Source organism: Romboutsia timonensis (assembly GCF_900106845.1).
Lineage (GTDB): Bacteria > Bacillota > Clostridia > Peptostreptococcales > Peptostreptococcaceae > Romboutsia > Romboutsia timonensis.
Map to the genome: position 1 here is coordinate 76,681 of NZ_LT629850.1, position 26,017 is coordinate 102,697.

The 26,017-nt window shown below is 30.6% G+C and carries 21 protein-coding genes; 20 read left to right on the forward strand and 1 reads right to left on the reverse strand.

The genetic code is table 11. The features are described 5' to 3' along the window. Positions 1–129: 129 nt before the first annotated feature. From BN7997_RS03015 to BN7997_RS03030, 4 genes are all read left to right on the forward strand, one after another. Entirely contained in the window at positions 130–2,508 is a 2,379-nt protein-coding gene (locus BN7997_RS03015; RefSeq protein WP_071119407.1) for an endonuclease MutS2, read from the forward strand. 24 nt (positions 2,509–2,532) lie between these two features. Then, entirely contained in the window at positions 2,533–2,979 is a 447-nt protein-coding gene (locus BN7997_RS03020) for a 2-thiouracil desulfurase family protein (protein ID WP_071119408.1), read from the forward strand. Between the two features lie 89 nt (positions 2,980–3,068). Further along, positions 3,069–4,769 carry an arginine--tRNA ligase gene (argS, locus tag BN7997_RS03025; protein ID WP_071119409.1) on the forward strand — a complete coding sequence of 567 codons (1,701 nt, stop codon included), beginning with the start codon at positions 3,069–3,071 and terminating at the stop codon, positions 4,767–4,769. A 239-nt stretch (positions 4,770–5,008) separates the two neighbouring features. Beyond that, on the forward strand, positions 5,009–5,932 hold the full coding sequence (locus BN7997_RS03030; protein WP_071119410.1) for a hypothetical protein: 924 nt from the start codon (positions 5,009–5,011) through the stop codon (positions 5,930–5,932). Positions 5,933–5,935: 3 nt separating this feature from the next. Here the strand turns inward: BN7997_RS03030 and BN7997_RS03035 are convergent, their stop codons facing one another. Then, positions 5,936–6,136: a hypothetical protein gene (locus tag BN7997_RS03035; protein WP_071119411.1), complete on the reverse strand. Its 201-nt coding sequence runs from the start codon at positions 6,134–6,136 to the stop codon at positions 5,936–5,938. A gap of 162 nt (positions 6,137–6,298) precedes the next feature. Here BN7997_RS03035 and BN7997_RS03040 point away from each other — a divergent pair, with 162 nt between their 5' ends. From BN7997_RS03040 to acsB, 16 genes are all read left to right on the forward strand, one after another. Continuing rightward, positions 6,299–8,053 (forward strand): B12-binding domain-containing radical SAM protein, encoded by a 1,755-nt coding sequence (locus BN7997_RS03040; RefSeq protein ID WP_071119412.1) that lies wholly within the window; start codon positions 6,299–6,301, stop codon positions 8,051–8,053. Positions 8,054–8,062: 9 nt separating this feature from the next. Beyond that, positions 8,063–9,205, forward strand: a complete 1,143-nt coding sequence (locus tag BN7997_RS03045; protein ID WP_071119413.1) for a tetratricopeptide repeat protein — start codon at positions 8,063–8,065, stop codon at positions 9,203–9,205. Between the two features lie 93 nt (positions 9,206–9,298). Then, positions 9,299–10,219, forward strand: coding sequence for a bifunctional enoyl-CoA hydratase/phosphate acetyltransferase (locus BN7997_RS03050; protein ID WP_071119414.1), 921 nt, complete (start codon positions 9,299–9,301; stop codon positions 10,217–10,219). A 174-nt stretch (positions 10,220–10,393) separates the two neighbouring features. After that, the gene (gene cooS / locus BN7997_RS03055; protein ID WP_071119415.1) at positions 10,394–12,316 is read left to right on the forward strand and encodes an anaerobic carbon-monoxide dehydrogenase catalytic subunit; all 1,923 of its coding nucleotides are present in this window, start codon (positions 10,394–10,396) and stop codon (positions 12,314–12,316) included. Between the two features lie 130 nt (positions 12,317–12,446). Continuing rightward, entirely contained in the window at positions 12,447–13,232 is a 786-nt protein-coding gene (locus BN7997_RS03060; RefSeq protein ID WP_071119416.1) for an ATP-binding protein, read from the forward strand. A gap of 101 nt (positions 13,233–13,333) precedes the next feature. Next, positions 13,334–15,010, forward strand: a complete 1,677-nt coding sequence (locus tag BN7997_RS03065) for a formate--tetrahydrofolate ligase (protein ID WP_071119417.1) — start codon at positions 13,334–13,336, stop codon at positions 15,008–15,010. A gap of 81 nt (positions 15,011–15,091) precedes the next feature. Continuing rightward, entirely contained in the window at positions 15,092–15,724 is a 633-nt protein-coding gene (locus tag BN7997_RS03070; protein WP_071119418.1) for a cyclodeaminase/cyclohydrolase family protein, read from the forward strand. A gap of 76 nt (positions 15,725–15,800) precedes the next feature. Beyond that, positions 15,801–16,673, forward strand: coding sequence for a bifunctional 5,10-methylenetetrahydrofolate dehydrogenase/5,10-methenyltetrahydrofolate cyclohydrolase (locus BN7997_RS03075; RefSeq protein WP_071119419.1), 873 nt, complete (start codon positions 15,801–15,803; stop codon positions 16,671–16,673). Positions 16,674–16,701: 28 nt separating this feature from the next. Then, a complete protein-coding gene (locus BN7997_RS03080) occupies positions 16,702–17,382 on the forward strand; it encodes a methylenetetrahydrofolate reductase C-terminal domain-containing protein (protein WP_071119420.1) in 681 nt (226 codons plus the stop codon). Positions 17,383–17,417: 35 nt separating this feature from the next. Beyond that, complete coding sequence (locus BN7997_RS03085; protein WP_071119421.1) at positions 17,418–18,299, forward strand: methylenetetrahydrofolate reductase; 882 nt, start codon at positions 17,418–17,420, stop codon at positions 18,297–18,299. A 44-nt stretch (positions 18,300–18,343) separates the two neighbouring features. Next, positions 18,344–19,741, forward strand: coding sequence for a dihydrolipoyl dehydrogenase (lpdA, locus tag BN7997_RS03090; RefSeq protein ID WP_071119422.1), 1,398 nt, complete (start codon positions 18,344–18,346; stop codon positions 19,739–19,741). Between the two features lie 59 nt (positions 19,742–19,800). Beyond that, positions 19,801–20,571 (forward strand): ATP-binding protein, encoded by a 771-nt coding sequence (locus BN7997_RS03095; protein ID WP_071119423.1) that lies wholly within the window; start codon positions 19,801–19,803, stop codon positions 20,569–20,571. A 19-nt stretch (positions 20,572–20,590) separates the two neighbouring features. Continuing rightward, on the forward strand, positions 20,591–21,535 hold the full coding sequence (gene acsD / locus BN7997_RS03100) for an acetyl-CoA decarbonylase/synthase complex subunit delta (RefSeq protein WP_071119424.1): 945 nt from the start codon (positions 20,591–20,593) through the stop codon (positions 21,533–21,535). A 28-nt stretch (positions 21,536–21,563) separates the two neighbouring features. Next, positions 21,564–22,940, forward strand: a complete 1,377-nt coding sequence (acsC, locus tag BN7997_RS03105; RefSeq protein ID WP_071119425.1) for an acetyl-CoA decarbonylase/synthase complex subunit gamma — start codon at positions 21,564–21,566, stop codon at positions 22,938–22,940. 82 nt (positions 22,941–23,022) lie between these two features. Then, positions 23,023–23,835 (forward strand): carbon monoxide dehydrogenase/acetyl-CoA synthase methytransferase subunit, encoded by an 813-nt coding sequence (acsE, locus tag BN7997_RS03110; protein WP_071119426.1) that lies wholly within the window; start codon positions 23,023–23,025, stop codon positions 23,833–23,835. Positions 23,836–23,881: 46 nt separating this feature from the next. After that, the gene (gene acsB / locus BN7997_RS03115) at positions 23,882–26,008 is read left to right on the forward strand and encodes an acetyl-CoA decarbonylase/synthase complex subunit alpha/beta (protein ID WP_071119427.1); all 2,127 of its coding nucleotides are present in this window, start codon (positions 23,882–23,884) and stop codon (positions 26,006–26,008) included. The last annotated feature ends 9 nt before the right edge of the window (positions 26,009–26,017 follow it).

A 26,017-nucleotide genomic window follows, 5' to 3' on the forward strand; every position in this document is an offset into this window, starting at 1 on the left:
ATATTTTTATATCACAAATAAAGTATCATTATGTATAATATAAAATAGCCATATAAATAGTATAATACAAAATGTGTAAAATACACATAGTAAAATAGAAATAAAAAAATTAAAATTTAAGGAGGCATTATGAACCAAAAATCGCTGAGAGTTTTAGAATTCAATAAAATAATTGAATTATTGAAAAGTAAAGCTTCATCTTCGTTAGGTTTAAAATATATAGAAGAGTTAGTTCCAAGTTCAGATTATGAAGAAGTTAAGTATATGCAGCAAGAAACAAGTGAAACGCAATCAATACTTACTAAAAGAGGATATGTTGGATTACAAGGAATACATGATATAGAAGATAAAGTAAAAAGAGCTGGGGTAGGAGCAAGTCTTGATCCAGGGAGTTTAATAATGATAGCAGATACTTTAAGAGCTGCTAGAACATTAAGAAATAGTCTATCAGGTAGTGATGAAGAAGATTTTAATTATCCAATAATACAATCTTTATCAAATGGATTATATGCATATAGAGAGATAGAAGATGCAATATATAATGCAATAATAAGTGAATTAGAAATATCAGATAATGCATCATCAACACTTAGAGATATTAGAAGAAGAATAGTTCAAAAGAATCAATCTATAAGATCTAAATTGAACTCTATAATATCATCAACTACATATCAAAAATATTTACAGGATGCAATAATATCAGTAAGAGGAGATAGATTTGTCGTTCCTGTAAAAGCTGAATATAGATCTCAAGTTGCAGGGATAGTTCATGATCAATCTTCATCAGGAGCCACATTATTCATAGAACCTATGAGTATAGTTGATATGAACAATGAACTTAGACAATTAAGACTTAGTGAACAAGAAGAAATAGAAAGAATACTTCAAGAATTATCAGGTATGGTTGGTGAAGTAAGTGAAGATTTAATATCAAATCAGGAGATACTAGGTAGACTTGATTTTGCATTTGCAAAAGGAAAATTATCAATGCAAATGAGAGGTGTAGAACCTACATTAAATAAAGATAAGTTTATAAATATAAAAAATGGTAGACACCCATTATTAGATAGAAAAACTGTAGTACCTAATAGTGTGTATTTAGGAAGAGATTTTCATACTTTAGTTATAACTGGGCCAAATACAGGTGGTAAAACTGTAACAATAAAAACTGTTGGATTATTTGCTCTTATGACTCAAAGTGGGCTTCATATATCCGCAGATTATGGAAGTAGCATGTGTGTATATGACAACATATTTGCAGATATAGGTGATGAACAAAGTATAGAACAGAGTTTATCAACATTCTCATCTCATATGACAAATATTGTGTCTATATTAAAAGATGTAACTGAAAATTCTTTAGTTATATTTGATGAATTAGGTGCAGGTACAGATCCTATAGAAGGTGCAGCACTTGCTATAGCAATACTTGAAGATGTAGCTATGGCTGGAGCTAGATGTATAGCTACAACTCACTACACTGAAATAAAAAATTATGCACTTACTAAAGATGGTGTAGAAAATGCTGCAGTTGAGTTTGATTTAGATACATTAAGTCCTACTTATAAATTATTAATAGGTGTTCCAGGTAAATCAAATGCCTTTGAAATATCTAAAAAATTAGGACTTAGTGATTATATAATAACTAGAGCTAAGGAATTTATAGATACTGATAATATAGAATTAGAAGACATATTACAAAGTGCAGAAAAAAATAGAATAAAAGCTGAAGAAGAAAGAATAAAAGCTGAGAAACTAAGAGAAAGTATAGAAAAACTAAAGATAGAATATGATGAGAAACTTGAAAAGTTTGCAAATCAAAAAGAAAAAATGCTTGAGCAAGCAAGACAAGAAGCATTTAGAATTACTAGACAAGCAAAAGAAGAAGTAGATAATATTATAAAAGAATTAAGAAGATTAGAAGAAGAAAGAGCATCAAAAGAAAAGAACCAACAAATAGAAGCTCTTAGAAAAGAATTAACAAGTACTATGGGAAGTTTACAGCCTACGGTTAAGAGCATGATAGTCCCTAAAGTTGCAAGTAAAGAAATAACTGATTTGAAGGCAGGAGAAGATGTAAGAGTAATAACTTTAAATCAAGAAGGTACTGTTGTTTCTGTTGATAAGAATAAAAAAGAAGCTGTAGTGCAAATTGGTATAATGAAAATGACACTACCATTTAAATCATTACAAAAGGTTAAAAAAGATGTTAAGAAAACTGTAACAAAATCAACTAGAAATATAATAAAATCTAAATCTGGTAACGTAAAGAGTGAAGTAGATTTAAGAGGTATGAATTTAGAAGAAGCAATTATGGAAGTTGAAAAATACCTAGATGATGCATATGTTGCAGGTCTAGAAAATGTAACAATAATACATGGTATAGGTACGGGAGTTTTAAAATCAGGCCTTCAAGATATATTAAGAAGAAACAGACATGTAAAATCACAAAGAGCTGGTCAATACGGTGAAGGTGGTGCAGGTGTAACTATAGTTACACTAAAATAAATTAATACTAATAAGGTGATAGATGTGATACTTGTATCAGCATGTTTACTTGGAATAAATTGTAAATATAATGGTGATAATAATAAAAATGAAAAAGTAGCAGAATATCTTAAAGATAAACAATTTATAATGGTTTGCCCGGAACAATTAGGAGGACTATCAACACCACGTGATCCATCAGAGATTATAAGGCTAGATGGTAATGCTGTTATAGAAGGAAAAACCAGTGTAATAAACAATAAAAGACTAGATGTAACAAAGAAATTTAAACAAGGTGCTATGGAAACTTTAAAAATAGCTGATTTATATGGATGTAAAAAAGCTATATTAAAAGAGGGTAGCCCTTCATGTGGATCGAGTTTAATATATGATGGAACTTTTACAGGTAAAAAAGTATCTGGAGTAGGAGTAACAACAGCGTTGCTTAGACAAAATGGGATAGAAGTTATTAGCGAAAAGGATATAATGTAGATATATAATAGTAAATAGTGTCAAATACCTTGAAAAAACTTAGAATTTGATTTACCATAAAATAATAACAAAGAGAGAGGAGCAATATAATGCAAGACTTTAAAGTAGCAGTAGCAACATGTTTAAAAGAACATATAGAAGAATTGACTTTAGAAGAAATAACAGCACTTATAGAAGTGCCACCAAATAAAGATATGGGAGATTTTGCATTCCCATGTTTTAAATTAGCGAAAGTATTTAGAAAAGCACCTAACATGATAGCGGCTGAGTTATCAGAAAAAATAGAAGCTAAAGGAGTTATATCTAATGTTACTCCATTAGGTGGTTATATAAACTTCTTTGTTAATAAATCTCAATTAGCAGAAACAGTTATAAAAGATGTATTAACAAAGAAAGAAAAGTACGGTCATAGCGATTTAGGAAAAGATAAAACTATAGTAATAGATTTCTCATCTCCTAATATAGCAAAGCCATTCCATATAGGTCATATAAGAACTACAGTTATAGGGAATGCTTTATACAAAATATATGATTCTCAAGGATACAATACAGTTAGAATAAATCATTTAGGGGACTATGGAACTCAATTTGGTAAGCTTATAGTAGCTTTCAAATTATGGGGTAATAAAGAAGCTGTAGAAGCTAATCCAATACCAGAGTTATTAAAATTATACATACAATTCCACGATGAAGCTGAAAAGCACCCAGAAATGGAAGATGAGGCAAGAGCTTGGTTTACTAAGTTAGAAAATGGAGATAAAGAAGCAAAAGAATTATGGCAATGGTTCAGAGATGAAAGTTTAAAAGAATTTGCTAGAGTTTATGACTTATTAGATATAGAATTTGATTCATACAACGGAGAAAGTTTCTATTCAGATAAAATGGATAGAGTTATAGATATAATAAAAGATAAAGGATTACTTCAAGAATCTCAAGGAACTAATATAGTAGACTTAGAAGAATACAATATGCCACCAGCACTTATAACTAAGAATGATGGATCTACATTATATATGACAAGAGATTTAGCTGCAGCATTATACAGAAAAGAAAATTATGATTTTGAAAAATGTATATATGTAGTTGGTTCACAACAAAGCTTACACTTCCAACAATTATTCAAAGTTTTAGAACTTGTTGGATTTGAATGGGCTAAGGATATGGTACACGTTCCATTTGGTATGGTAGCATTAGAAGAAGGTACTATGTCTACAAGAAAAGGTAGAGTAGTATTCTTAGAAGATGTTTTAAAACAAGCTATAGAAAAGACAAAAGAAACTATGCTTGCTAAAAACCCAAATGCTTTAAATGTTGATGAAATAGCTAAACAAGTTGGGGTTGGAGCAGTAGTATTCCAAGAATTATCTAACAGTAGAATAAAAGATTACACATTCTCATGGTCAAGAACACTAAGCTTTGAAGGAGAAACAGGTCCTTACGTTCAATATACTCATGCTAGATGTTGTGCAGTTTTAAGAAAAGCTGAAGAAGAAGTTACAACAGATATTAACTATGAATTATTAAATGATGTAGATAGTGCGGAAGTTTTAAAAGTTATAGCATCATTCAATAAAACTATACTTAATGCTATGAGAAAGAACGAGCCACATATAATAACAAGATTTGTCCTAGATTTAGCACAAGCATTCAATAAATTCTACCATGATAACTCTATATTAGTAGAAGATGCTGAGTTAAGAAAAGCTAGACTTGCTTTAGTTTGTGCTACTAGACAAGCATTAGAAAATGGTCTTAAATTATTAGGAATGCAAGCACCAGAAAGAATGTAATTTATATAAGTGTACAGGGATGTCGAAAATCGATACTTTACATCTGAAAATGTAATATTGTATAATAATAGCAAGTAATATAGTAGTATACACTCGTTTGTACACTACTATTCCCCTGTATAAACGACAGCTTATAAGCTGTCTCTTTTTTTTGATTCGTATAGGTTATAATATAGTATATTAAACTAATTACTTGATAAAAATAATAATTATAAAATATTACAAGGAAAATAATATTCATGAAAGATAATTTAATAAAAAAAGCGTATATATCAGCATTTGATATAGAGGATAAGTATTTAAAAGATTTAATTGTAATTAACACAAAATGTTTAGTAGATGATAATATACAAAGACGTGTATACATAGATAACAAGAGATTAAGAGATGAATTAATATATTATAAGTTTTATGGAGAAAGACCAAATTATAATAATATACTTAACCTTTTATTACCTGTAATAATTTCTAATACTAATATTAAGAAAAGTGAAGATGAAGTACTTGAATTAATTCAAAAGTATGTTAAATACTTTAAAAAGGAAGAATACTTATTTGAATACATATTATCTTCTGTTTTATACAACTCAATTATTCATAATATAATAGAAGATAACACAATAGAGTATAAAGACTTGCTTCAAAAAATAAAGGAACAAATTATAGGATTTACTATTCCATTAGATAAAGCAAGTACTATAAAGTTTCATATGGCAAGAATAAATTCGATACAGCAAATAGATAAGTATATAGATTTAAAAGTACAAGATTATGACGATGAGAAAATTTTAGGTAGTTTATTAAATATATTATATGATATATATATTGAAGATAGAGAAGTTAAAGATTTTGGAAGTAAAAGTATAAAAAAATCTATACTATCTATATTAGGAGATGATGAAAATCACAATATAGACAATATAGACTTTATTTTATCGATGTCAGAATATATAGTTAAATTAAGACAGTATAAAATTAATAAAAAAGTATACGATAAAAACTCAGATCCTAGATACTTAATAAATCTTAATGAAGGGGATACGTATAATGATCCTATATTCAATCAGATAAAAATTATATCTAAGAACTTTAATAATAATATACTAAATATAAATATTAAATCTAAATCTGGCTTATATGTATTGAAATTTAAAAAGGCTTAGAATTTACTTACTTGACTCTAAGTAGTTTATAAAGTCTTCTTCTGTTGTTTCAGTTAAAAAACAGATTTCTTTAACTATATTATTTCTAAGATCGATAAAATCTTCAAGACCTGTATTTTCATTAGTGTATTCTAATGCTTTTAAAATAAGTAATAAGTCTCTCTTTGATAAAGCGTTGATAGATACTTGGTCAATTAATTCCATAAAAAACTCCTTTTCTAACTTATATAATTATAATACTAATATTCTACAAAATATATGTAAAAACCTTCTATTAAAAAATATTTAGATAATGTTTTACACATATTATTTTAACCTAAAAATAGCATAAAAATATACAATAATCTTAATAAAGAGGTGAAATAATTGAAAATTTTATTAACAACATTAAATTCTAAGTTTATACATACAAATTTAGCTATAAGATATTTAAAATCATATACTAAAGATTTAGTTGATGCAGATATAAGAGAATATACAATTAATAATGATTTAGACTATATATTAAAAGATATATACAAAAATGATTATGATGTAATATTATTCTCAACATATATTTGGAATGTATTAGATATAGTAAAGCTTTGTGAAAATATAAAAAAAGTAAAACCAAACACAATCATAGGCTTAGGTGGACCGGAAGTAACTTATGATAGTGAAAATGCTATGGAAAAATATCCATTTGTAGACTATATATTATGTGGTGAAGGTGAATTAGTATTTAGAGATTTAGTTATGTACCTTCAAGGTAATAAAAATATAGAAGATGTAGAAGGAATAGTATATAGAAATAATGGAGAAATAGTGGTAAATAGACCTAAGGAATTATTACAAAACTTAGATGAAATACCAAGTCCGTATGAAAATCTAGATCCTAAAGAATATGAAAACAGAATTGTTTATTATGAAACATCAAGAGGATGTCCTTTTAATTGTCAATATTGTTTATCATCTACACTTAAAGGATTAAGATATTTCAGTATAGATAGAGTAAAAAAAGATTTAAAAGCTTTAATTGATGCAAGGGTATCACAAATTAAGTTTATAGATAGAACGTTTAATGCAAATAAGAAGTTTGCAAAAGAGATAATGAATTTCCTTATGGAAAATGATAATGATTATACTACATATCACTTTGAGGTAACGGCGCATTTATTAGATGATGATATGTTAGAATTTTTATCTAATTGTAAAGAGGGATTATTCCAATTTGAAATAGGTGTCCAAACTACTAATCAAAAAGTACTAGATGCTGTTGGAAGAAGAGATGACTTTACTAAATTATCTAAAGTTGTTAAGAAGATAGCTTCATATAGAAACATACATCAACATCTAGATTTAATAGCAGGACTTCCTTATGAAGATTATGCTAGCTTTGAAAATTCATTTAATGATGTATTTAATTTAGGAATAGAACATTTACAATTAGGATTTCTAAAGATGATAAAAGGAACAGGAGTAAGAAATATTGCAGAGGAGCATGGATATAAATATAAAGATTATCCACCATATGAAGTTCTATATAATGATTATATTTCTTATTCTCAAATTTTAAAATTAAAAGATATAGAAGAAATACTAGAAAAATATTACAATTCTAAGAACTTTGTATTATCTATGAGGTATATAATATTTAATTATTATAAAGAAAGTCCATTTAAATTCTTTGAGGAATTTGCAACTTATTTTGATAAGAATGGATACTTTGATGTTGCTCAAGGTAAAAATCAACTTTACAAAATACTGTTAGATTTTTATAATGAATCAATAAATAAAAATAATGACTTATTTAATGATATACTAAAATATGATTATATATCACTAGGTAAAACATCAAATATACCACAGTTCTTTAATAAACTTGATATGGAAGATTTCAAGAATAGATGTCATGTATTTTTACAAGATGAAAGTAATATATCAAAATATTTACCTAATTTCGAAAATAAGCCAGCTAAACATATTATAAAATATGTTCACTTTGAGCCATTTAAATTTGATATACTAGAGCTTAAAAAAGATATAAATAAAAATATAGATAAAGAAGACAATGTAGTAATGTTTGTATATGATGATAAAAAGATATTTGAGAAATCAAAGGCTTATAGAGTTAGTATCTAGGAGGTTAGTATGAAATTTAAGATAGAAAAACATATATTAAAAAAGGCTGAAGAGTTATCTTTTATAACTATAAAGCATGATAGTGAATTTAAAGTAGAGGGATATACTATACCAAAAGAAGGGTTACAAGTACCTATAAAAAATGAAGTATTAGTAAAAGGTATAAAAGAAAAAACTGCTCAAGATAATATAAATGCAATGTCTATTGCTGATGCAATGATATATATAATAGGTATAGATAGCCAATTTAGATATAATGAAGAATATAAAAAATTCTTAAATGCATTTAAAAATAAAGTAAACTTAGATTTAAATGCATATATGGGATATATGTCTAGAAAGTATTTTGATATTGGAGAATATACGGATTCTTTAATATACTTAAAAGCGCTTATAACTATGAATAATAATGATATAAATGGGTTATACCATTATGCTATAGTATGTCAGGAAGTTGCTAAGAAGTATCAAAAGGATAATGATGATAAGGCTATGAATGACTTCTTATTAGAAGCATTAAATAAGTTAGAAATGGTAATAGATTTAGATCCAGAATTTGCCTTAGGATATTATCACCTAGGATATCATTATTATAATCAAGGTCAATATGTAAAATCTAAAGTAATATGGGAAGAAGCATTAAAATTAGGATTAGATGAAGATACAACATCTGAAGTTCAAGAAAATATAGGTAAAATGGACTTTAAGGTTCAATACGAAGAAGGGTATAATCTAGTATTCCAAGGAAGAAATGAAGAAGGTCTAGAAAAATTATTACCTTTAGAAGAAGATAATTCAGATTGGTGGAATTTATTGTTCATGATAGGTTTAGCTTATAAAAATATGAATGAGATAGAGACAGCTAAAAGATATTTTGAAAAAATATTAGTAATAAAGCCACATCAAGTTGATACTATGGTTGAACTTGGTCTTTGTGAAGCAAGTACTTTTAATATGGAAAAAGCTATAGAACATTTTGAAACTGCAGCTAAAATAAAAGAAGACCCAGAAATACTATGTAACCTAGGAATGGCATATTTAAATAATGGAGATTTAGATGATGCTGTATATTACATAGAGAGGGCTTATGAACTAGACCCGCAAGATGAAATAACTATAGCATGTTTAAGAGAGTTAGATAAATATAGGTAAAAAAATAAAGATAAATGTTAAAACTTCTATTTTAAATATAGAAGTTTTTTTATACAAAGTGTTATTATTAATTATATAAAAGGAGGTGTTAATTTGGTAAAAAAATTAAAAGAGATATTTGATATACTTAAAGGTGAAGAGAAATTAATTCTTTCTGTAGCTGCAGCAGAAGATAAAGAAGTTTTAAAGGCTGTAAAAGATGCAGTAGAAAAACAAATAATAGAACCTATATTAGTGGGAGATTGTGATAAAATAAAGTTGATTTCAGAAAAAATAAACTTTGATTTAACTGGAATAGAAATATTAAATTCTAATAATATAGAAGAGAGTGCTAAAATAGCTGTTGAATTAGTAGCGACTAAGAATGCAGATTTTGTAATGAAAGGTATTTTAGATACTTCAATTCTTTTAAAATCTGTGTTAAATAAAGAGTATGGACTTAGAACTGAGAGTCTCCTTAGCCATGTCGTAGCATATCAAATGGAAAATTATCATAAATTATTATTAATAACAGATGGAGGTATGAATATTTCACCTAATTATGAACAAAAAGAGATGATACTTAAAAATGCTATACAAGCAGCTAAAGCATTAGGTATAGATACTATAAAAGTGGCATGCCTTGCTGCTAAGGAGAAAGTGAATCCTAAAATGCAAGCTACTGTTGATGGACACTTATTACAAGAAGCATCTATAAATGGTAAATTTGGTAGAAATGTTATAGTCGAGGGTCCATTATCATTTGATATAGCCTTATCAAAGGAGGCTAGTGATATGAAAGGTTTTAAAAGTGAAGTATCAGGAGATATTGATATTTTATTAGTACCTAATATAGAAGTCGGTAATGGAATAGGCAAATCATTTACATATATGGCAAATGCAAAATCAGCAGGAGTTATTATGGGAGCCAAAGCACCTATAGTATTAGTTTCTAGATCAGATAGTGCAGAATCGAAGTTATATTCTATAGCATATGGAGCACTTATAGCTAAAGATATTAAGAAAATTATATAAAATACACACATTTATTTTAAACAATTAAATTGTTAGAATACTATTAAAAATAACACAAATTTAAACTGAATTAGTATATAATCAAATTAGGTAATACAGAGCATTAATTTTTAATTGACATATCTTTTATTCATCCTAGGATTTATAAATCGAGATAGAGGGGGATATAGGCATATGGATAAAAAAATGATGACTATTGATTTAAATAGTAAAGTATTATTAGATAAGGCTGAAAGAGACGGCGTAGAAACAATGTATGACCGAAAGCAAAATTTTAAGGCTCAATGTGGTTTTGGTCTTCAGGGGAATTGCTGTAGAATATGTGGAATGGGTCCATGTAGAATAACACCTAAAACACCAAGAGGTCTATGTGGTGCCGATGAACATGTTATAGTAGGAAGAAACTTTGCAAGGATGGTTGCAGGTGGTACTGCAGCTCACTCTGACCACGCAAGAGATATAGCTCATACAATGGCCTTAGCAAGTAGAAATGGAAACTATACAATAAAAGATGAATCAAAACTAATAACATTAGCAAAAGAGTGGGATGTAGAAACAGAGGGTAGAGATATATATGATATAGCTCACGAAGTTGCAGATGTTGCATTAATGGAATTTGGTAAACCTTACGGAGTAGCAAGATTTTTAAAGAATGCTCCAGTAAAAAGACAAAAAGTATGGAAAGAACTTGGAATAGAACCAAGAGCGATAGATAGAGAAGTTGCTACCATAATGCACTCAACTCATATAGGATGTACAGCAGACATAGATAGTTTAATACATATGTCACTTAGAACATCTCTAGCAGATGGATGGGCTGGATCTATGATAGGAACTAGATTTAGTGATATATTATTTGGAACTCCAACAGTGAGAGAAACGGAAGCAAACTTAGGAGTTTTAGAAGAGAATAAAGTAAATATAATATTACATGGACATGAGCCTTCATTATCTGAAATGATAGTTTTAGCGTCTGAAGATCCAGAATTAGTTGAATTAGCTAAAGAAGTTGGAGCAGATGGAATAAACTTAGCAGGAATGTGCTGTACAGGTAATGAAGTTACAATGAGACATGGTGTAAAAACTGCAGGAGACTTCCACCAACAAGAACTTGCAATAGTTACAGGTGCAGTGGAAGCAATGATAGTTGACGTTCAATGTATATTCCCAGCATTAGCAAAGGTTGCAAAATGCTATCACACAAAATTCATAACAACATTTCCAAAGGCTAAAATAGCCGAGTCAACATATATGGAATTCTCAGAAGAAACTGCATATGAAGATGCACGTAGAATAGTTAGAGAAGCAATATTAAACTTTAAAAATAGAGACAAATCAAAAGTACTTATACCAGAATTAAAATCAAGCGCAACAGTAGGATATAGTCTAGATGCAATACTTGGGCAACTAGATAGAGTTGTAAATTCACAAATAGACCCAACAGGTACTCTAAAACCATTAGCAGATTGTTTAAAATCTGGAGTATTAAGAGGAGCTGTAGGTGTAGTTGGATGTAATAATGCTAAAGGGGTTTCTAATAAAGCGCATATAACAATAATGAAAGAATTAATTAAAAATGACATACTTGTTGTTACTACTGGATGTGGAGCATCAGCTGCAGCTAAATTTGGTTTAATGACTAAAGAGGCTAGAAAGCTAGCAGGTAAAGGATTAGCAACAGTTTGTGAACTTGTTGATATACCGCCAGTTTTACACCTAGGTTCTTGTGTTGATTGTAGCCGTATATTAGAGATAGTAAGCGAAACTGCTAAAACTTTAGATATGGATATATGTGATCTTCCAGTAGCTGGTGTGGCACCAGAGTGGATGTCTGAAAAAGCAGTTGCTATAGGTACTTATGTTGTAGCTTCAGGTATAGACACATACTTAGGAATAATGCCACCAGTAAAAGGTTCATCAAGAGCAGTAGAAATATTATGTGATGAATTACAAGATATAGTAGGAGCTAAATTTACAGTTAATGAAAATCCAGAAGAATTAGCACAAATAATAATATCTGACATAGAAAAGAAACGTGTTCACTTTGAAAAATTAGTTGAAGAAAAAATGAAGCAAGTAGTCGAAGTAGAAGTTTAATAATATGAAAATAAAACTTTTTTGAACACAGTATTTATTAATGTTTATAGATAAACGTATAAAAGGATAAATAATTTAGATGAACATACATATCATTATATGGTTCATCTATTACAAAAGGTGGTATAATATGAAAATAGCGATAACAGGTAAAGGTGGAGTAGGAAAGACAACTTTTTCTTCTATGTTGTCTAGAATGTTTGCAGATGATGGATACAGAGTAGTTGCTGTTGATGCAGATCCTGATGCTAATCTAGGTTTAGCATTAGGATTTCCAAAAGAAGTATATGATTCTATTGTTCCAATATCAGAAATGAGAAAATTAATTTCAGAAAGAACTGCTGCAGAAACAGGAACTTTTAACAAAATGTTTAAATTAAATCCTAAGGTTGATGATATACCTGAAAATTATTGTAAAGAATACAATGGTGTTAGATTACTTACTTTAGGTACTGTAGATTTTGGTGGTTCAGGATGTGTTTGTCCAGAACATGTATTATTAAAAAGACTTTGCTCGCATCTAATATTACAAAATAAAGATGTAGTAGTAATGGATATGGAAGCAGGAATTGAACACTTAGGTAGAGGAACTGCACAAGGTGTAGATGCTTTTATAGTGGTAGTTGAACCAGGTGAAAGAAGTCTACAAACTTATAGAAAAGTTAAATCTTTAGGTAAAGATATAGGTATTAAACAAGTATTTGTTGTAGGCAACAAAATTAGAAATAAAGAAGATGAAGAATTTATAATGTCTAATATAGAGGATGGAGAAGCTTTAGGCTTTATATACTACAATCAAGATGTCATAAATTCGGATAGAAGTAATAAATCTCCATATGACACTAGCCAAGAAACTAGAGAACAAATTGAAGCAATAAAAAATAAGTTGATGGGATTAAGTGTGTCCTGTAATTAAAATGCTAAAAAATGGTCATTATTATATAGATTATTTGCTAAAGATAAATAATTTATACATAGCGAAATTAAATATTTAAATTATAGGGGAGGATACTAATTATGGGATTTAAATCAGATATTGAAATAGCTCAAGAAGCTAAACCACAAGATATAAGAGAGATAGCTAAAAAGTTAGGTCTAGGAGAAGATGATATAGAATTATACGGTAAGTATAAAGCTAAAGTAGACTACAATTTATTAAAGAGAGGCAATGGCGGTAAAAAGTCAAAGTTAATATTAACTACAGCTATAAACCCAACTCCAGCAGGAGAAGGAAAAACTACTACTACTATAGGAGTTGCAGATGGATTAGCTAAATTAGGTGAAAATGTATTAGTTGCATTAAGAGAACCTTCGTTAGGACCTGTATTTGGTATTAAAGGTGGAGCAGCAGGTGGAGGATATGCACAAGTTGTTCCAATGGAAGATATAAATTTACATTTCACAGGAGATTTTCATGCTATAGGTGCTGCAAATAACTTATTAGCTGCTATGCTAGATAACCATATTCATCAAGGAAATGAATTAGGAATAGACTCTAGAAGTATAACTTGGAGAAGATGTGTTGATATGAACGATAGACAACTAAGAAATGTTGTTGATGGTTTGGGATCAAGAGCAGATGGTGTAGCTAGAGAAGATGGATTCGATATAACAGTTGCTTCAGAAGTAATGGCTGCTTTCTGTTTAGCAAGTGATATAGTTGATTTAAAAGCTAGATTAGGAAGAATAATAGTAGGATACAATTTCCAAGGTGACCCTGTAACTGCAGAGCAATTAAAATCTAATGGAGCTATGGCTGCATTATTAAAAGATGCATTAAAGCCAAATTTAGTTCAAACATTAGAAGGAACACCTGCATTTGTTCATGGTGGACCATTTGCAAATATAGCTCATGGATGTAACTCTGTTATAGCTACAAGAATGGCTATGCACTTTGCTGATTATGTAGTAACTGAAGGTGGATTTGGTGCTGATTTAGGTGCTGAAAAATTCCTAGATATAAAATGTAGAATGGCTGATTTAAAGCCTGATGCAGTTATAATAGTTGCTACAGTAAGAGCGTTAAAATACAATGGTGGAGTACCAAAAGATGAGTTAAACAATGAAAACTTAGAAGCTTTAGAAGCTGGTCTTCCAAATTTATTAAAGCATGTTGAAAATATAACTCAAGTATTTAAGTTACCAGCAGTAGTTGCTATAAATGAATTCCCAACTGATACAGAAGCAGAAGTTAACTTAGTAAAAGAAAGATGTAAAGAACTAGGTGTTAATGTTGCCTTATCTCAAGTATGGGCAAAAGGTGGAGAAGGTGGAATTGAACTAGCTAAAGAAGTTATAAGATTAACTAATGAACCAAATGAATTTGAATTCTGCTATGAAGATGATTTAAGTATAGAAGACAAGATAAATGCTATAGCTACTAAGATATATGGAGCTGATGGAGTAGACTTTACTCCACAAGCTAGAAAAGAGTTAGAAAGATTAGAAAAGTTAGGATTCTCACATATGCCAATATGTATGGCTAAAACTCAATATTCTTTAACTGACGATCAAACTAAATTAGGTAGACCAACAGGATTTAGAATAACAGTTAGACAATTAACAGTATCAGCAGGTGCTGGATTTATAGTTGCTTTAACTGGTGCAATAATGAAAATGCCAGGACTTCCAAAAGTTCCAGCAGCTGAAAGAATAGATGTTGATGAAAATGGAATAATATCTGGATTATTCTAATAAATAATAATGTGGAGTGTAAAAATTTTGCACTCCACTACATAGTAATTTAGTATCTTTAAAAGATTTAAGGGGGAAATCATGAAGATATCTGAAAAAACTTGTGTTGAATTTGTAAATCTATTAGCTTCAAAGTCAGCCGTACCTGGTGGAGGTGGAGCAGCAGCTTTAGTTGGTGCTATAGGAATGGCTTTAGGCAGTATGGTTTGCAACTTAACTATAGGAAAGAAAAAATATGCAGAGTATGAAGATAGCGTAAAAGAAATATTAGTAAAAGCAGGAGAAATAGAAGAGAAATTATTGAGTATGATTGATGAAGATGCAAACAATTTCTTGCCTCTTTCAAAAGCTTATGGACTTCCGACTTCAACGGAGGAAGAAAAGAAAATAAAAGAAGAAATTATGGAAAATGCATTAAAGGTAGCTTGTGAAGCTCCAATAAACATAGTAAGAATGTGTTTCGATGCTATAAAATTACATGAGGATTTAGTTGATAAAGGTTCAAGGCTTGCTATAAGTGATGTAGGTGTTGGAATTCAATGTTTAAGATCTGCAATACTTAGTGGTCAGCTAAATATAGTAATAAATATAAACTCTATAAAAGATATGGAGTATGTTGAAAAAGTAAGAAATGAAGTAAACCATTTAGTAGAAGAAGGCGTAAAAATATGTGATGAAGTTTACGCTAAAGTAGAAAAAGCTCTAGGAAAATAATTATTTTAAAGTAGAAAATTAATACAAGCTATACTTGTATATTATATAAATTAAAATTTAAGGGGGCGTTTTTAAAATGGAAGTAACTGCAACTAAAGGTCAAATAATAAAAGGAAAGCCAGTAGCTGATCAAATAAGTGAGAATTTAATAAAAGAAGTTGATGAATTAGTTAAAGAGGGTATAAATCCTAAGTTAGCTATAGTTAGAGTAGGAGCTAGAGGAGACGATTTAGCTTACGAAAGAGGAGCATTAAAGAGATGTCAAACTATAGGTATAGAAACTGAAGTTGTAGAATTAGCAGAAGATATAACACAAGAAGATTATGAAAAAACTTTAAGAAGCTTAAATGAAAATAAAGATGTTCATGGTATATTATGTCTTAGACCATTTCCTAACCAATTAAATGAAGAAGCAATAAAATACGTTATATCTCCAGAAAAAGACGTAGATTGCTTTAGCCCAATAAACTCTGCAAAAATAATGGAAGGTGACAAATCAGGATTCCCACCATGTACCCCAACTGCAGTTGTAGAAATATTAAAACATTATGATGTTGAATTAAATGGTGCTAACGTAGCTGTACTTGGAAGAAGTATGGTAGTTGGTAAACCTGCATCAATGCTTTTATTAAACGAAAATGCAACTGTTACTATATGCCACTCTAGAACTAAAAATTTAGAAAAAGTAACTTCACAAGCTGATATATTAGTAGCTGCTGTTGGTAGAGCTAAAATGATAAAAGAAAACTTCGTAAAAGAAGGGGCAGTCGTAATCGATGTAGGTATAAATGTTGATGAAAATGGAAATTTATGCGGAGATGTTGATACAGCATCTGTACAAGATAAAGTATCTATGATAACTCCAGTTCCAGCAGGGGTAGGTTCTGTTACAACATCTATACTTGCTAAGCATGTAGTTAAGGCTTGTAAGAATCAAAACAATAAATAATAGATTGTAAGTTTTAGGGGGAATAGAGATGATAATTTCTGAAAATAAGCCTATAAATGAAATCTTAGGATTTTTAAAAAATGCAGAGAAAGTAGTTTTGATTGGATGTAATCAATGTGCTGCGATTTGTAAAAGTGGTGGAGAAGAAGAAGTCCTTAAAATGAAAGAAGCTTTAGAAATAGAAGGAAAAACTGTTTTAGGATACCGTATATTAGACCCAGCATGTAATTTATTAAAATCTAAGAAAGATTTAAAGGAATTAAAATCTGAATTAGCAGATGCAGATGCAGTTTTATCTTTAGCTTGTGGAGATGGAACACAAACTATAGTTAAAAACCTTAAGAATATACCTGTTTATCCAGCAAACAATACTATGTTTATAGGGGAAACAAAGAGAATTGGAGAATTTGAAGAAGCATGTAAGGCTTGTGGAGATTGTGAACTTGGATGGACTGGAGGAATATGTCCTGTAACTATGTGTGCTAAAGGATTAATAAACGGTGCATGTGGTGGAGCTAAAAATGGCAAATGTGAAGTAAGTCAAGATAATGATTGTGCTTGGGTAAAGATATATGAACGATTAAAAGATATAGATCAATTAGATAATCTCTTAGAAATAAGACCGATGAAGGATTATTCTAAACAAAATAATCCAAGAAGTCTAAATTTAAAAGAAAAACAAAATCAAAAAACTACTGCTAAAGCATAAGAATTTCTAAAAGGTTAAAAAGGAGGATATTTTTAATGAGCTTATTAAGAGAAACATTAGAAAGTGGAAAGTTTGCAGTTACAACTGAGATGGCACCTCCAAAGGGAACAGACCTTTCACATTTGATCGAATGTGCTAAACCACTAGTGGGAAGAGTGCATGCAGCTAATGTTACGGATTTTCAATCTGCAGTTATGAGAACCACTTCACTTGCTACATGTAAATTATTAAAGGATGTTGGATTAGAGCCAGTATTACAAATGACTGGTAGAGATAGAAATAGAATAGCTATACAAGGAGAAATGCTATCTGCTGGTGTATTTGGAATAAAAAATATGTTAGCTTTAACTGGTGATCATACAGTAGTTGGAGATCATCCACAAGCTAAGGGTGTATTTGATTTAGATTGTATAGGTATACTTCAAACAGCTGAAACATTAATGGGAGGAAAAGACTTAGTTGGAAATGAACTAAAAGGTTCTCCAAAATTTTATTTAGGAGCTTCAGTTACTCCAGAGTATGCTCCAATAGAAATACAATTAATGAAGATGCAAAAGAAAATAAATGTAGGGGCTAAGTTTTTCCAAACTCAAGCTGTATATGATATAGAGCATATGAGAGAATTTAGAAAATTAACTAAGCATATGGACTGTAAGGTATTAGCTGGGATAGTACCTTTAAAATCTCCTGGAATGGCTAAGTTCATGACTGCCAATGTTCCTGGTATATTTGTTCCAGATGAACAAATAGAAAGATTAAGAGCTGTAGGAAAAGAAAACTGGGTATCAGAAGGTATAAAGATGGCAGGAGAATTCATAAGACAATTAAAAGAAGAAGATTTATGTGACGGTGTTCATATAATGGCAATCGGAGCAGAAGAAAATGTTCCAGCTATATTAGATGAAGCTGGATTATAAAAAATAAAGAATTCTAAAATTAATTGTGATATGGGGGAATGGATATGAAAATAGCAGTAATTGGTGGAGGTCCAGGAGGATACGTTGCAGCAATAAAAGCAGCTATGCTTGGAGGAGATGTAACGGTTATAGAGAAAAAGAAAGTAGGAGGTACTTGCTTAAATGTAGGTTGTATACCGACTAAAGCGTTACTTGCATCTTCTTCAATGTTAATGAATATAAAAGAGGCAAAAAACTTTGGAATAAATATAGATGGAAAAGTTAATGCAGATTTTAGTGCTGTAATGTCTAGAAAAGATAAGATAGTAGATCAATTAATAAGTGGAATAGAATTTTTATTTGATAAAAGAGGAATAAATTTAGTAAATGGATTTGGTAAGCTTATAGATAAGAATACTATAGAAGTTACAAAAGAAGATGGAGAGATAGAAATTATAAAAGCTGATAAAATAATATTAGCTAATGGATCTGTTCCAATAGTACCGCCAATGTTTCCATATGATAAAAAGCGTATAATCACTAGCGATGAAGTGCTAGGACTTTCTGAATTACCTGAGTCTATGTTGATAATAGGTGGAGGGGTAATAGGATGTGAAATAGGTCAGTTCTTTAGTACTTTAGGCACTGAAGTTACTATAGTTCAAAGAGGAGAACAACTATTACCATTTGAAGATAAAGATGTTGTAAAACAGTTGCAGAGACAATTTAAAAAGGATAAAATTAAAGTATTACTAAATAGTGGAGTTGATTCTTGCGAAGTAGTGGGGGACGAAGTAGTATCAACTTTATCAGACGGAAAAAAAGTAAATACTCAATATGTATTAGTTGCAATAGGTAGAAGACCTAATATTGAAAACTCTGGAATTGAAGAATTAGGAATAGAGTTAAACAGAGGTAAAATAGTGGTTAATGAAAATCTTGAAACAAGTGTAGAAGGTATATACGCAATAGGAGATTTAATAAACACTCCAATGCTTGCACACGTTGCATCTAAAGAAGGAATAATTGCTGTAGAAAATGCTTTTGGTAAATCTAAAACAGTAGATTATACAGCAGTTCCAAGATGTGTATATACTGAACCGGAAGTTGCTGCTGTTGGAAAAACTCAAAAGCAGTTAGATGCTGAAGGTGTTGAGTATAATGTAGGTCAGTTTGAATTTAGAGGATTAGGTAAAGCTCAAGCTATAGGTCATACACAAGGATTTATAAAAGTTCTTGCAGATAGTGAAGATAAAATAGTAGGGGCATCAGTAGTAGGTCCTCACGCAACAGATTTATTAACAGAATTATCACTTGCAGTACATTTAGGATTAACTGTAGAGCAAGTAGGAGATGTTATACATGCACATCCAACATTATCAGAAGGTCTAATGGAAGCTCTTCATGATGTTCATGGTGAATGTGTTCATGCAGCTCCAAAATTAACTAAGGCAAAGGCTTAATACAAAACAGAGTAAATTAAAAGCTCTGTTTTGACAAATAAAAAGGGGGAAGTCTTAATATGGGATATAATATAGCAGTAGCAGGTAAAGGTGGAACTGGAAAGACTAGTCTTACAGGGCTTTTAGTTAATAACTTAACAACTAATAACAAAGGGCCAGTACTAGTTGTTGATGCAGATGCAAATGCTAATATAAATGAAGTATTAGGTATAGAAGTTGAAACTACTATAGGTTCAATCAGAGAAGAAGTTAACCAAAGAGAAAAACAAGGGAATGCTTTTCCAGGTGGTATGACTAAAGCTCAATACTTACAATATAGATTAAATACTTGTTTAGCAGAAGGTGACGGATATGATCTAATAGTAATGGGACGATCTGAGGGGGAAGGTTGTTACTGTTACGTAAATGGAATATTAAGAGAGCAAACTGATAAACTATCAGATGCTTATGAGTATTTAGTTATAGATAATGAAGCTGGAATGGAGCATTTAAGTAGAAAAACAACTAAACATATAGATAAACTTTTATTAGTTAGTGATTGCTCAAGAAGGAGTGTTCAGGCTGTTGCTAGAATTAGAGATTTAGCAAGAGAATTAAATTTAAGTGTAGGAGATATATACTTAATTGTAAATAAAGCTCCAAATGGAGAATTAAATGAGGGAATAAAAGAAGAAATAGATAAACATAATTTAAATCTTATAGGTGTAGTACCTATGGATGAAATGATATATGAGTATGATTCTTCAGGAATACCATTAGTTAACTTACCTGAGGATTCAAAGGCTAAGATAGCTATAAATGATATAATGGCTAAATTAGAGTTAAATTAGGCTTAAGGGGGAAAAAACTATGGCATTTAAGATGTCTGTTCAAAAATATTCTGGAAAGATATCAGAAGTAGAAATAGGGAAAGGGGAAAAAGCGATAAAAATAGGTGGAGAAAGTACTTTACCATTTTATAGCTTTGATGGAAATACTGGAAATACTCAAAAAGTAGGAGTAGAAATGTTAGACGTTTATCCAGAGGGATGGACTAATGAATTTAAAGAAATGTATAAAGATGTTTGTGATTGTCCAGTAAAATGGGCTAAATACATAGAGGAAAATTTAAAAGCAGACTTTATATGTTTAAAGCTTGAAAGTTCTGATCCAAATGGACTTGATAGAAGTCCAGAAGAATGTGCTGAAGTTGCTAAAAATGTAGTTGAATCAGTTAGCCTACCTGTTGTTATAGCAGGGTGTGGAAATCATGAAAAAGATGCTAAGGTATTTGAAAAAGTATCTCAAGCTGTTGATGGAAATAACTGTTTATTTTTAGCGGCTACAGAAGATAACTATAAGGCAGTTGGAGCTGCAACTACTATGGCATATAGTCACAAAGTAGTAGCTGAATCTTCTGTTGATATAAACCTAGCTAAACAATTAAACGTATTATTAACTCAATTAGGTGTTAAACCTGAGAATATAGTTATGCAAATTGGATGCTCTGCTGTTGGCTATGGATATGAGTATGTTGCATCTACTATGGATAGAATTAGACTTGCTGCATTTGGTCAAAATGATAAAACATTACAAATGCCTATAGTAACTCCGGTTTCATTTGAAACTTGGCATGTTAAAGAATCTATAGCAAGTATTGAAGACGAACCACAATGGGGTCCGGCAGAACAAAGAGGTATAAATATGGAAGTGTCTACTGCAACAAGTGCTTTAGTTGGTGGAGCAAATGCAGTTATACTTCGTCATCCAAAATCAGTAGAAACTATAAAAGAATTAGTTAGTGCATTATCTTAATTAAATTGTAAGGTTAGGGGGAAAAATAATGGCATTAAAAGCTTTAGATATATTTAAATTAACACCAAAGAAAAACTGTAAGGACTGTGGATTTCCAACTTGTATGGCTTTCTCTATGAAAGTTGCTTCAGGAGCGGTAGAAGTAAGTAAGTGTCCACATATGTCTGATGATGCAATAGCAAAATTATCAGAAGCAACAGCTCCTTTAATGAGAGCTTTAAAAGTAGGAAGCGGAACTTCTGAATATGAATTAGGTGCTGAAACAGTATTATTTAGACACGAAAAAACATTAGTAAATAGAAATAGATATGCAGTAGCATTTGATGATTCTATGACTAATGAACAAATAGATTTTAAAATAGCTAACATAAAAGCTGTTAACTATATAAGAATAGGCGAAGAAATGAAAGCTGAAATGATAGTTTTAGAATACCGTGATAATAAAGAAGGATTCTTAAACTTAGTAAATAGAGTTAATGAAAGTGGATTAGATGTAACTCACATAATAGTATGTGAAGACGTAGATATATCTAAAGAAGCTATAGAAATATTAAAAGATAAAAAACCAGTAGTTTATGGAGCTAATAAAGAAAACTACAAGGGAATGGTTGAATTAGTAAAAGACCTTAAATTAGCTTTAGGTGTAAAGGCTGCTAACTTAGAAGAGTTATATGCTACAATAGAAGCAATTCAAGGATTAGGATATAGAGAGTTAATATTAGATGTAACTGGAGAAAATATAAAAGATACATTTACAAATGCTGTTCAAGTTAGAAGAATAGCTTTAAAAGAACAAGACAGAACATTTGGATACCCATCAATAGTATTTGCAAATAAACTATCAAATAATGACCCACAAATGGAAGTAGCCCTATCATCAATGTTTACAATAAAATATGGATCTATAATAGTAATAGATGACATAGATTACTCAAAAGCATTACCATTATTCGCATTAAGACAAAATATATATACTGATCCACAAAGACCAATGAGAGTAGAACCAAAAGTATACCCAATGAACAATGCAGATGAAAATTCACCAGTAATGGTTACTGTTGACTTTGCATTAACCTACTTCATAGTATCTGGAGATATAGAAAGATCTAAAGTTCCAGTATATTTAGCAATACCAGATGCAGGAGGATATTCTGTATTAACTGCTTGGTCAGCAGGTAAATTTAGTGGAAGTAGCATAGCTAAATTTATAAAAGAAAGTAAAATAGAAGATATGACTAAGAATAGAGATTTAATAATACCAGGAAAAGCTGCTGTATTAAAAGGAGATATAGAAGATAATTTACCTGGATGGAATGTAATAATAGGAACAGAAGAATCTATGGAAATACCGAAGTTCTTAAAAGAGTATAAAGCTAAGCAAGATGAAGCTGTAGCAAATGCATAGTATATAAATTCTAATTGTAATTAAATATTATTTAACTACTGTTACAAAGTATAATAAGTAATTTATAGGGGGGATAAATCAAATGGAAAAGTTTATGATAATAGGTGAAAGAATACACTGTATATCACCAATAATAAGAAAAGCTTTAGCTGAGAGAAATCCTGAACCAATATTAAAAAGAGCTAAGGAGCAATTAGAAGCTGGAGCACACTATATAGATTTTAACATAGGTCCTGCCGAAAGAGATGGAGAAGAGTTAATGACTTGGGGAGTTCAATTACTACAAAAAGAGTTTAATAATGTTCCTTTAGCTTTAGATACTGCAAATAGAAAAGCTATAGAAGCAGGGCTTAAAGTATATAATAGAACTCATGCAAAACCAATAATAAACTCAGCTGATGCAGGCTCAAGATTAGATTTAATAGATTTAGCAGGCGAATATGAAGCTAAGGTTATAGCTTTATGTGCTAAAGAAGGTATACCAAAAGATAACGATGAGCGTATGGCTTACTGCCAAGAAATGTTAGAGAGGGGTCTAATGGCGGGATTAGAGCCTGAAGATATGCTATTTGATCCATTATGCTTAGTTATAAAAGGAATGCAAGATAAGCAAGTAGAAGTTTTAGAAGCTATAAGAATGATGACTGAAATGGGATTATTAACTACAGGAGGATTATCTAATGTATCTAATGGATGCCCAAAACATGTAAGACCAATACTTGATAGTGCATTTTTAGCAATGGCTATGGCAAATGGATTTAGTTCAGCTATAGCAAATCCTTGTGATGAACAATTAATGAGAACAGTAAAATCTTGTGACATAATAAGAGGAGCGTCTCTATATGCAGACTCATTCTTAGAGTTAAATGAAGGTTCATTTGCATTTAACGTATAAGATATAAAAATATAATTGAAGAAGTCTAAAAAGGGGGAAATATAGAGTGAACTTATATAATATAATTTTTACGGGATCAGAGCAAGCTTTAGAAGCTGCAAGGGGATTATTAAATCAAGCCATAGAATCAAATGGAAGAGATCATAAAGTAGCATTCCCTGATACTGCATACTCATTACCTTGCATATATGCAGCTACAGGAAAAAAAATGAACTGTTTAGGAGACTTAGAAGGTGCTCTTGAAATAGTAGAAAGCTTAATAAATAAAACTCATTTATTAGAACATGCATTAAATTCAGGTTTAGCTACAGCGCTTGCAGCTGAAGTTATAGAAGCTATAAAATATGCAACTAGTGATGCCCCATACAGTGAGCCGTGTGCAGGTCATATAACTGATCCTATAATAAGATCACTTGGTGTTCCACTAGTTACAGGAGATATACCAGGGGTTGCAGTTATTCTTGGAGAATGTCCAGATTCTGAAACTACAGCTAAAATAATAAAAGATTACCAATCTAAAGGTTTACTTACTTTCTTAGTTGGTAAAGTAATAGATCAAGCTATAGAGGCTGGAGTAAAAATGGGGCTAGAACTAAGAGTTATACCTTTAGGTTATGATGTAACATCTGTTATACATGTTGTATCTGTTGCAGTAAGAGCAGCATTAATATTTGGAAATTTAACTCCAGGAGATTTACCAGGATTATTAGAATATACTGCTAAGAGGGTTCCAGCATTTGTAAATGCATTTGGACCACTAAGTGAATTAGTTGTATCTGCTGGAGCTGGAGCTATAGCTTTAGGATTCCCAGTTATAACTGATCAAACAGTTTCAGAAGTACCAATGAAATTATTAACTCAAAAGGATTATGATAAGTTTGTAGCGACTTCATTAGAAGCTAGAGGAATAAAAATAAAAATAACAGATATACCAATACCTGTATCATTTGCAGCTGCATTTGAAGGTGAAAGAATTAGAAAGAACGACATGTTTGCTGAATTTGGTGGAAATAAAACTGAAGCTTGGGAACTTGTTATAAAGAGGGAATTAAGTGAAGTTGAAGACCATAAAATATCAGTAATAGGTCCTGATATAGATGAAGTAGAAACAAATGGAGTAGTAAGACTACCACTTGCTATTATAGTTAACATAGCTGGTAAATCAATGCAAGATGACTTTGAACCAGTTCTTGAAAGAAGATTACATTACTTCTTAAACTATATAGAAGGTGTAATGCATGTTGGTCAAAGAGATATGTCTTGGATAAGAATATCTAAAGATGCTTATGAAAAAGGATTTAGATTAGAGCATATAGGAGAAGTTTTATATGCTAAAATGAGAGATGAATTTGAGTCTGTTGTTGATAAGTGCGAAATAACAATAGTAACAGATGCTCAAAAAGTTTCTGAATTAAAACCTCAAGCTATAACTAGATATGATGCTAGAGATGAAAGATTAGCTTCATTAGTAGATGAAAGCGTTGAAGAATTTTATTCTTGTAACCTTTGCCAATCTTTCGCACCAGCACATGTTTGTGTTGTCACTCCTGAAAGACTTGGACTTTGTGGAGCAGTTAGTTGGTTAGATGCTAAGGCTACTAAAGAATTAGATCCAACTGGACCTTGCCAACCTATAGTTAAAGGACAATGTCTAGATGATAGATTAGGAAAATGGAAAGCAGTTAATGATACAGTATCTAAAATATCTCAGGGAGCTGTTGAAAATGTTACATTATACTCTATACTTGAGGATCCAATGACTTCTTGTGGATGCTTTGAATGTATTTGTGGTATAATGCCTGAAGCTAATGGATTTATTATAGTAAATAGAGAATTCTCTCAAATAACTCCTGTTGGTATGACATTTGGTGAACTTGCTTCTATGACAGGTGGAGGGGTTCAAACTCCAGGATTCATGGGGCACGGAAGACATTTCATATCTTCTAAAAAGTTTGCTTATGCAGAAGGTGGACCAGAAAGAATAGTTTGGATGCCAAAAGAATTAAAAGACTATGTAGCTGATAAATTAAATGCTACAGTTAAAGAAATGACTGGTATAGAAAACTTCACAGATATGATATGTGATGAAACTATAGCTAGTGATTCAGAAGGAGTATTAGCGTTCCTAGAAGAAAAAGGTCACCCAGCATTATCAATGGAATGTGTAATGTAATTTAGTATA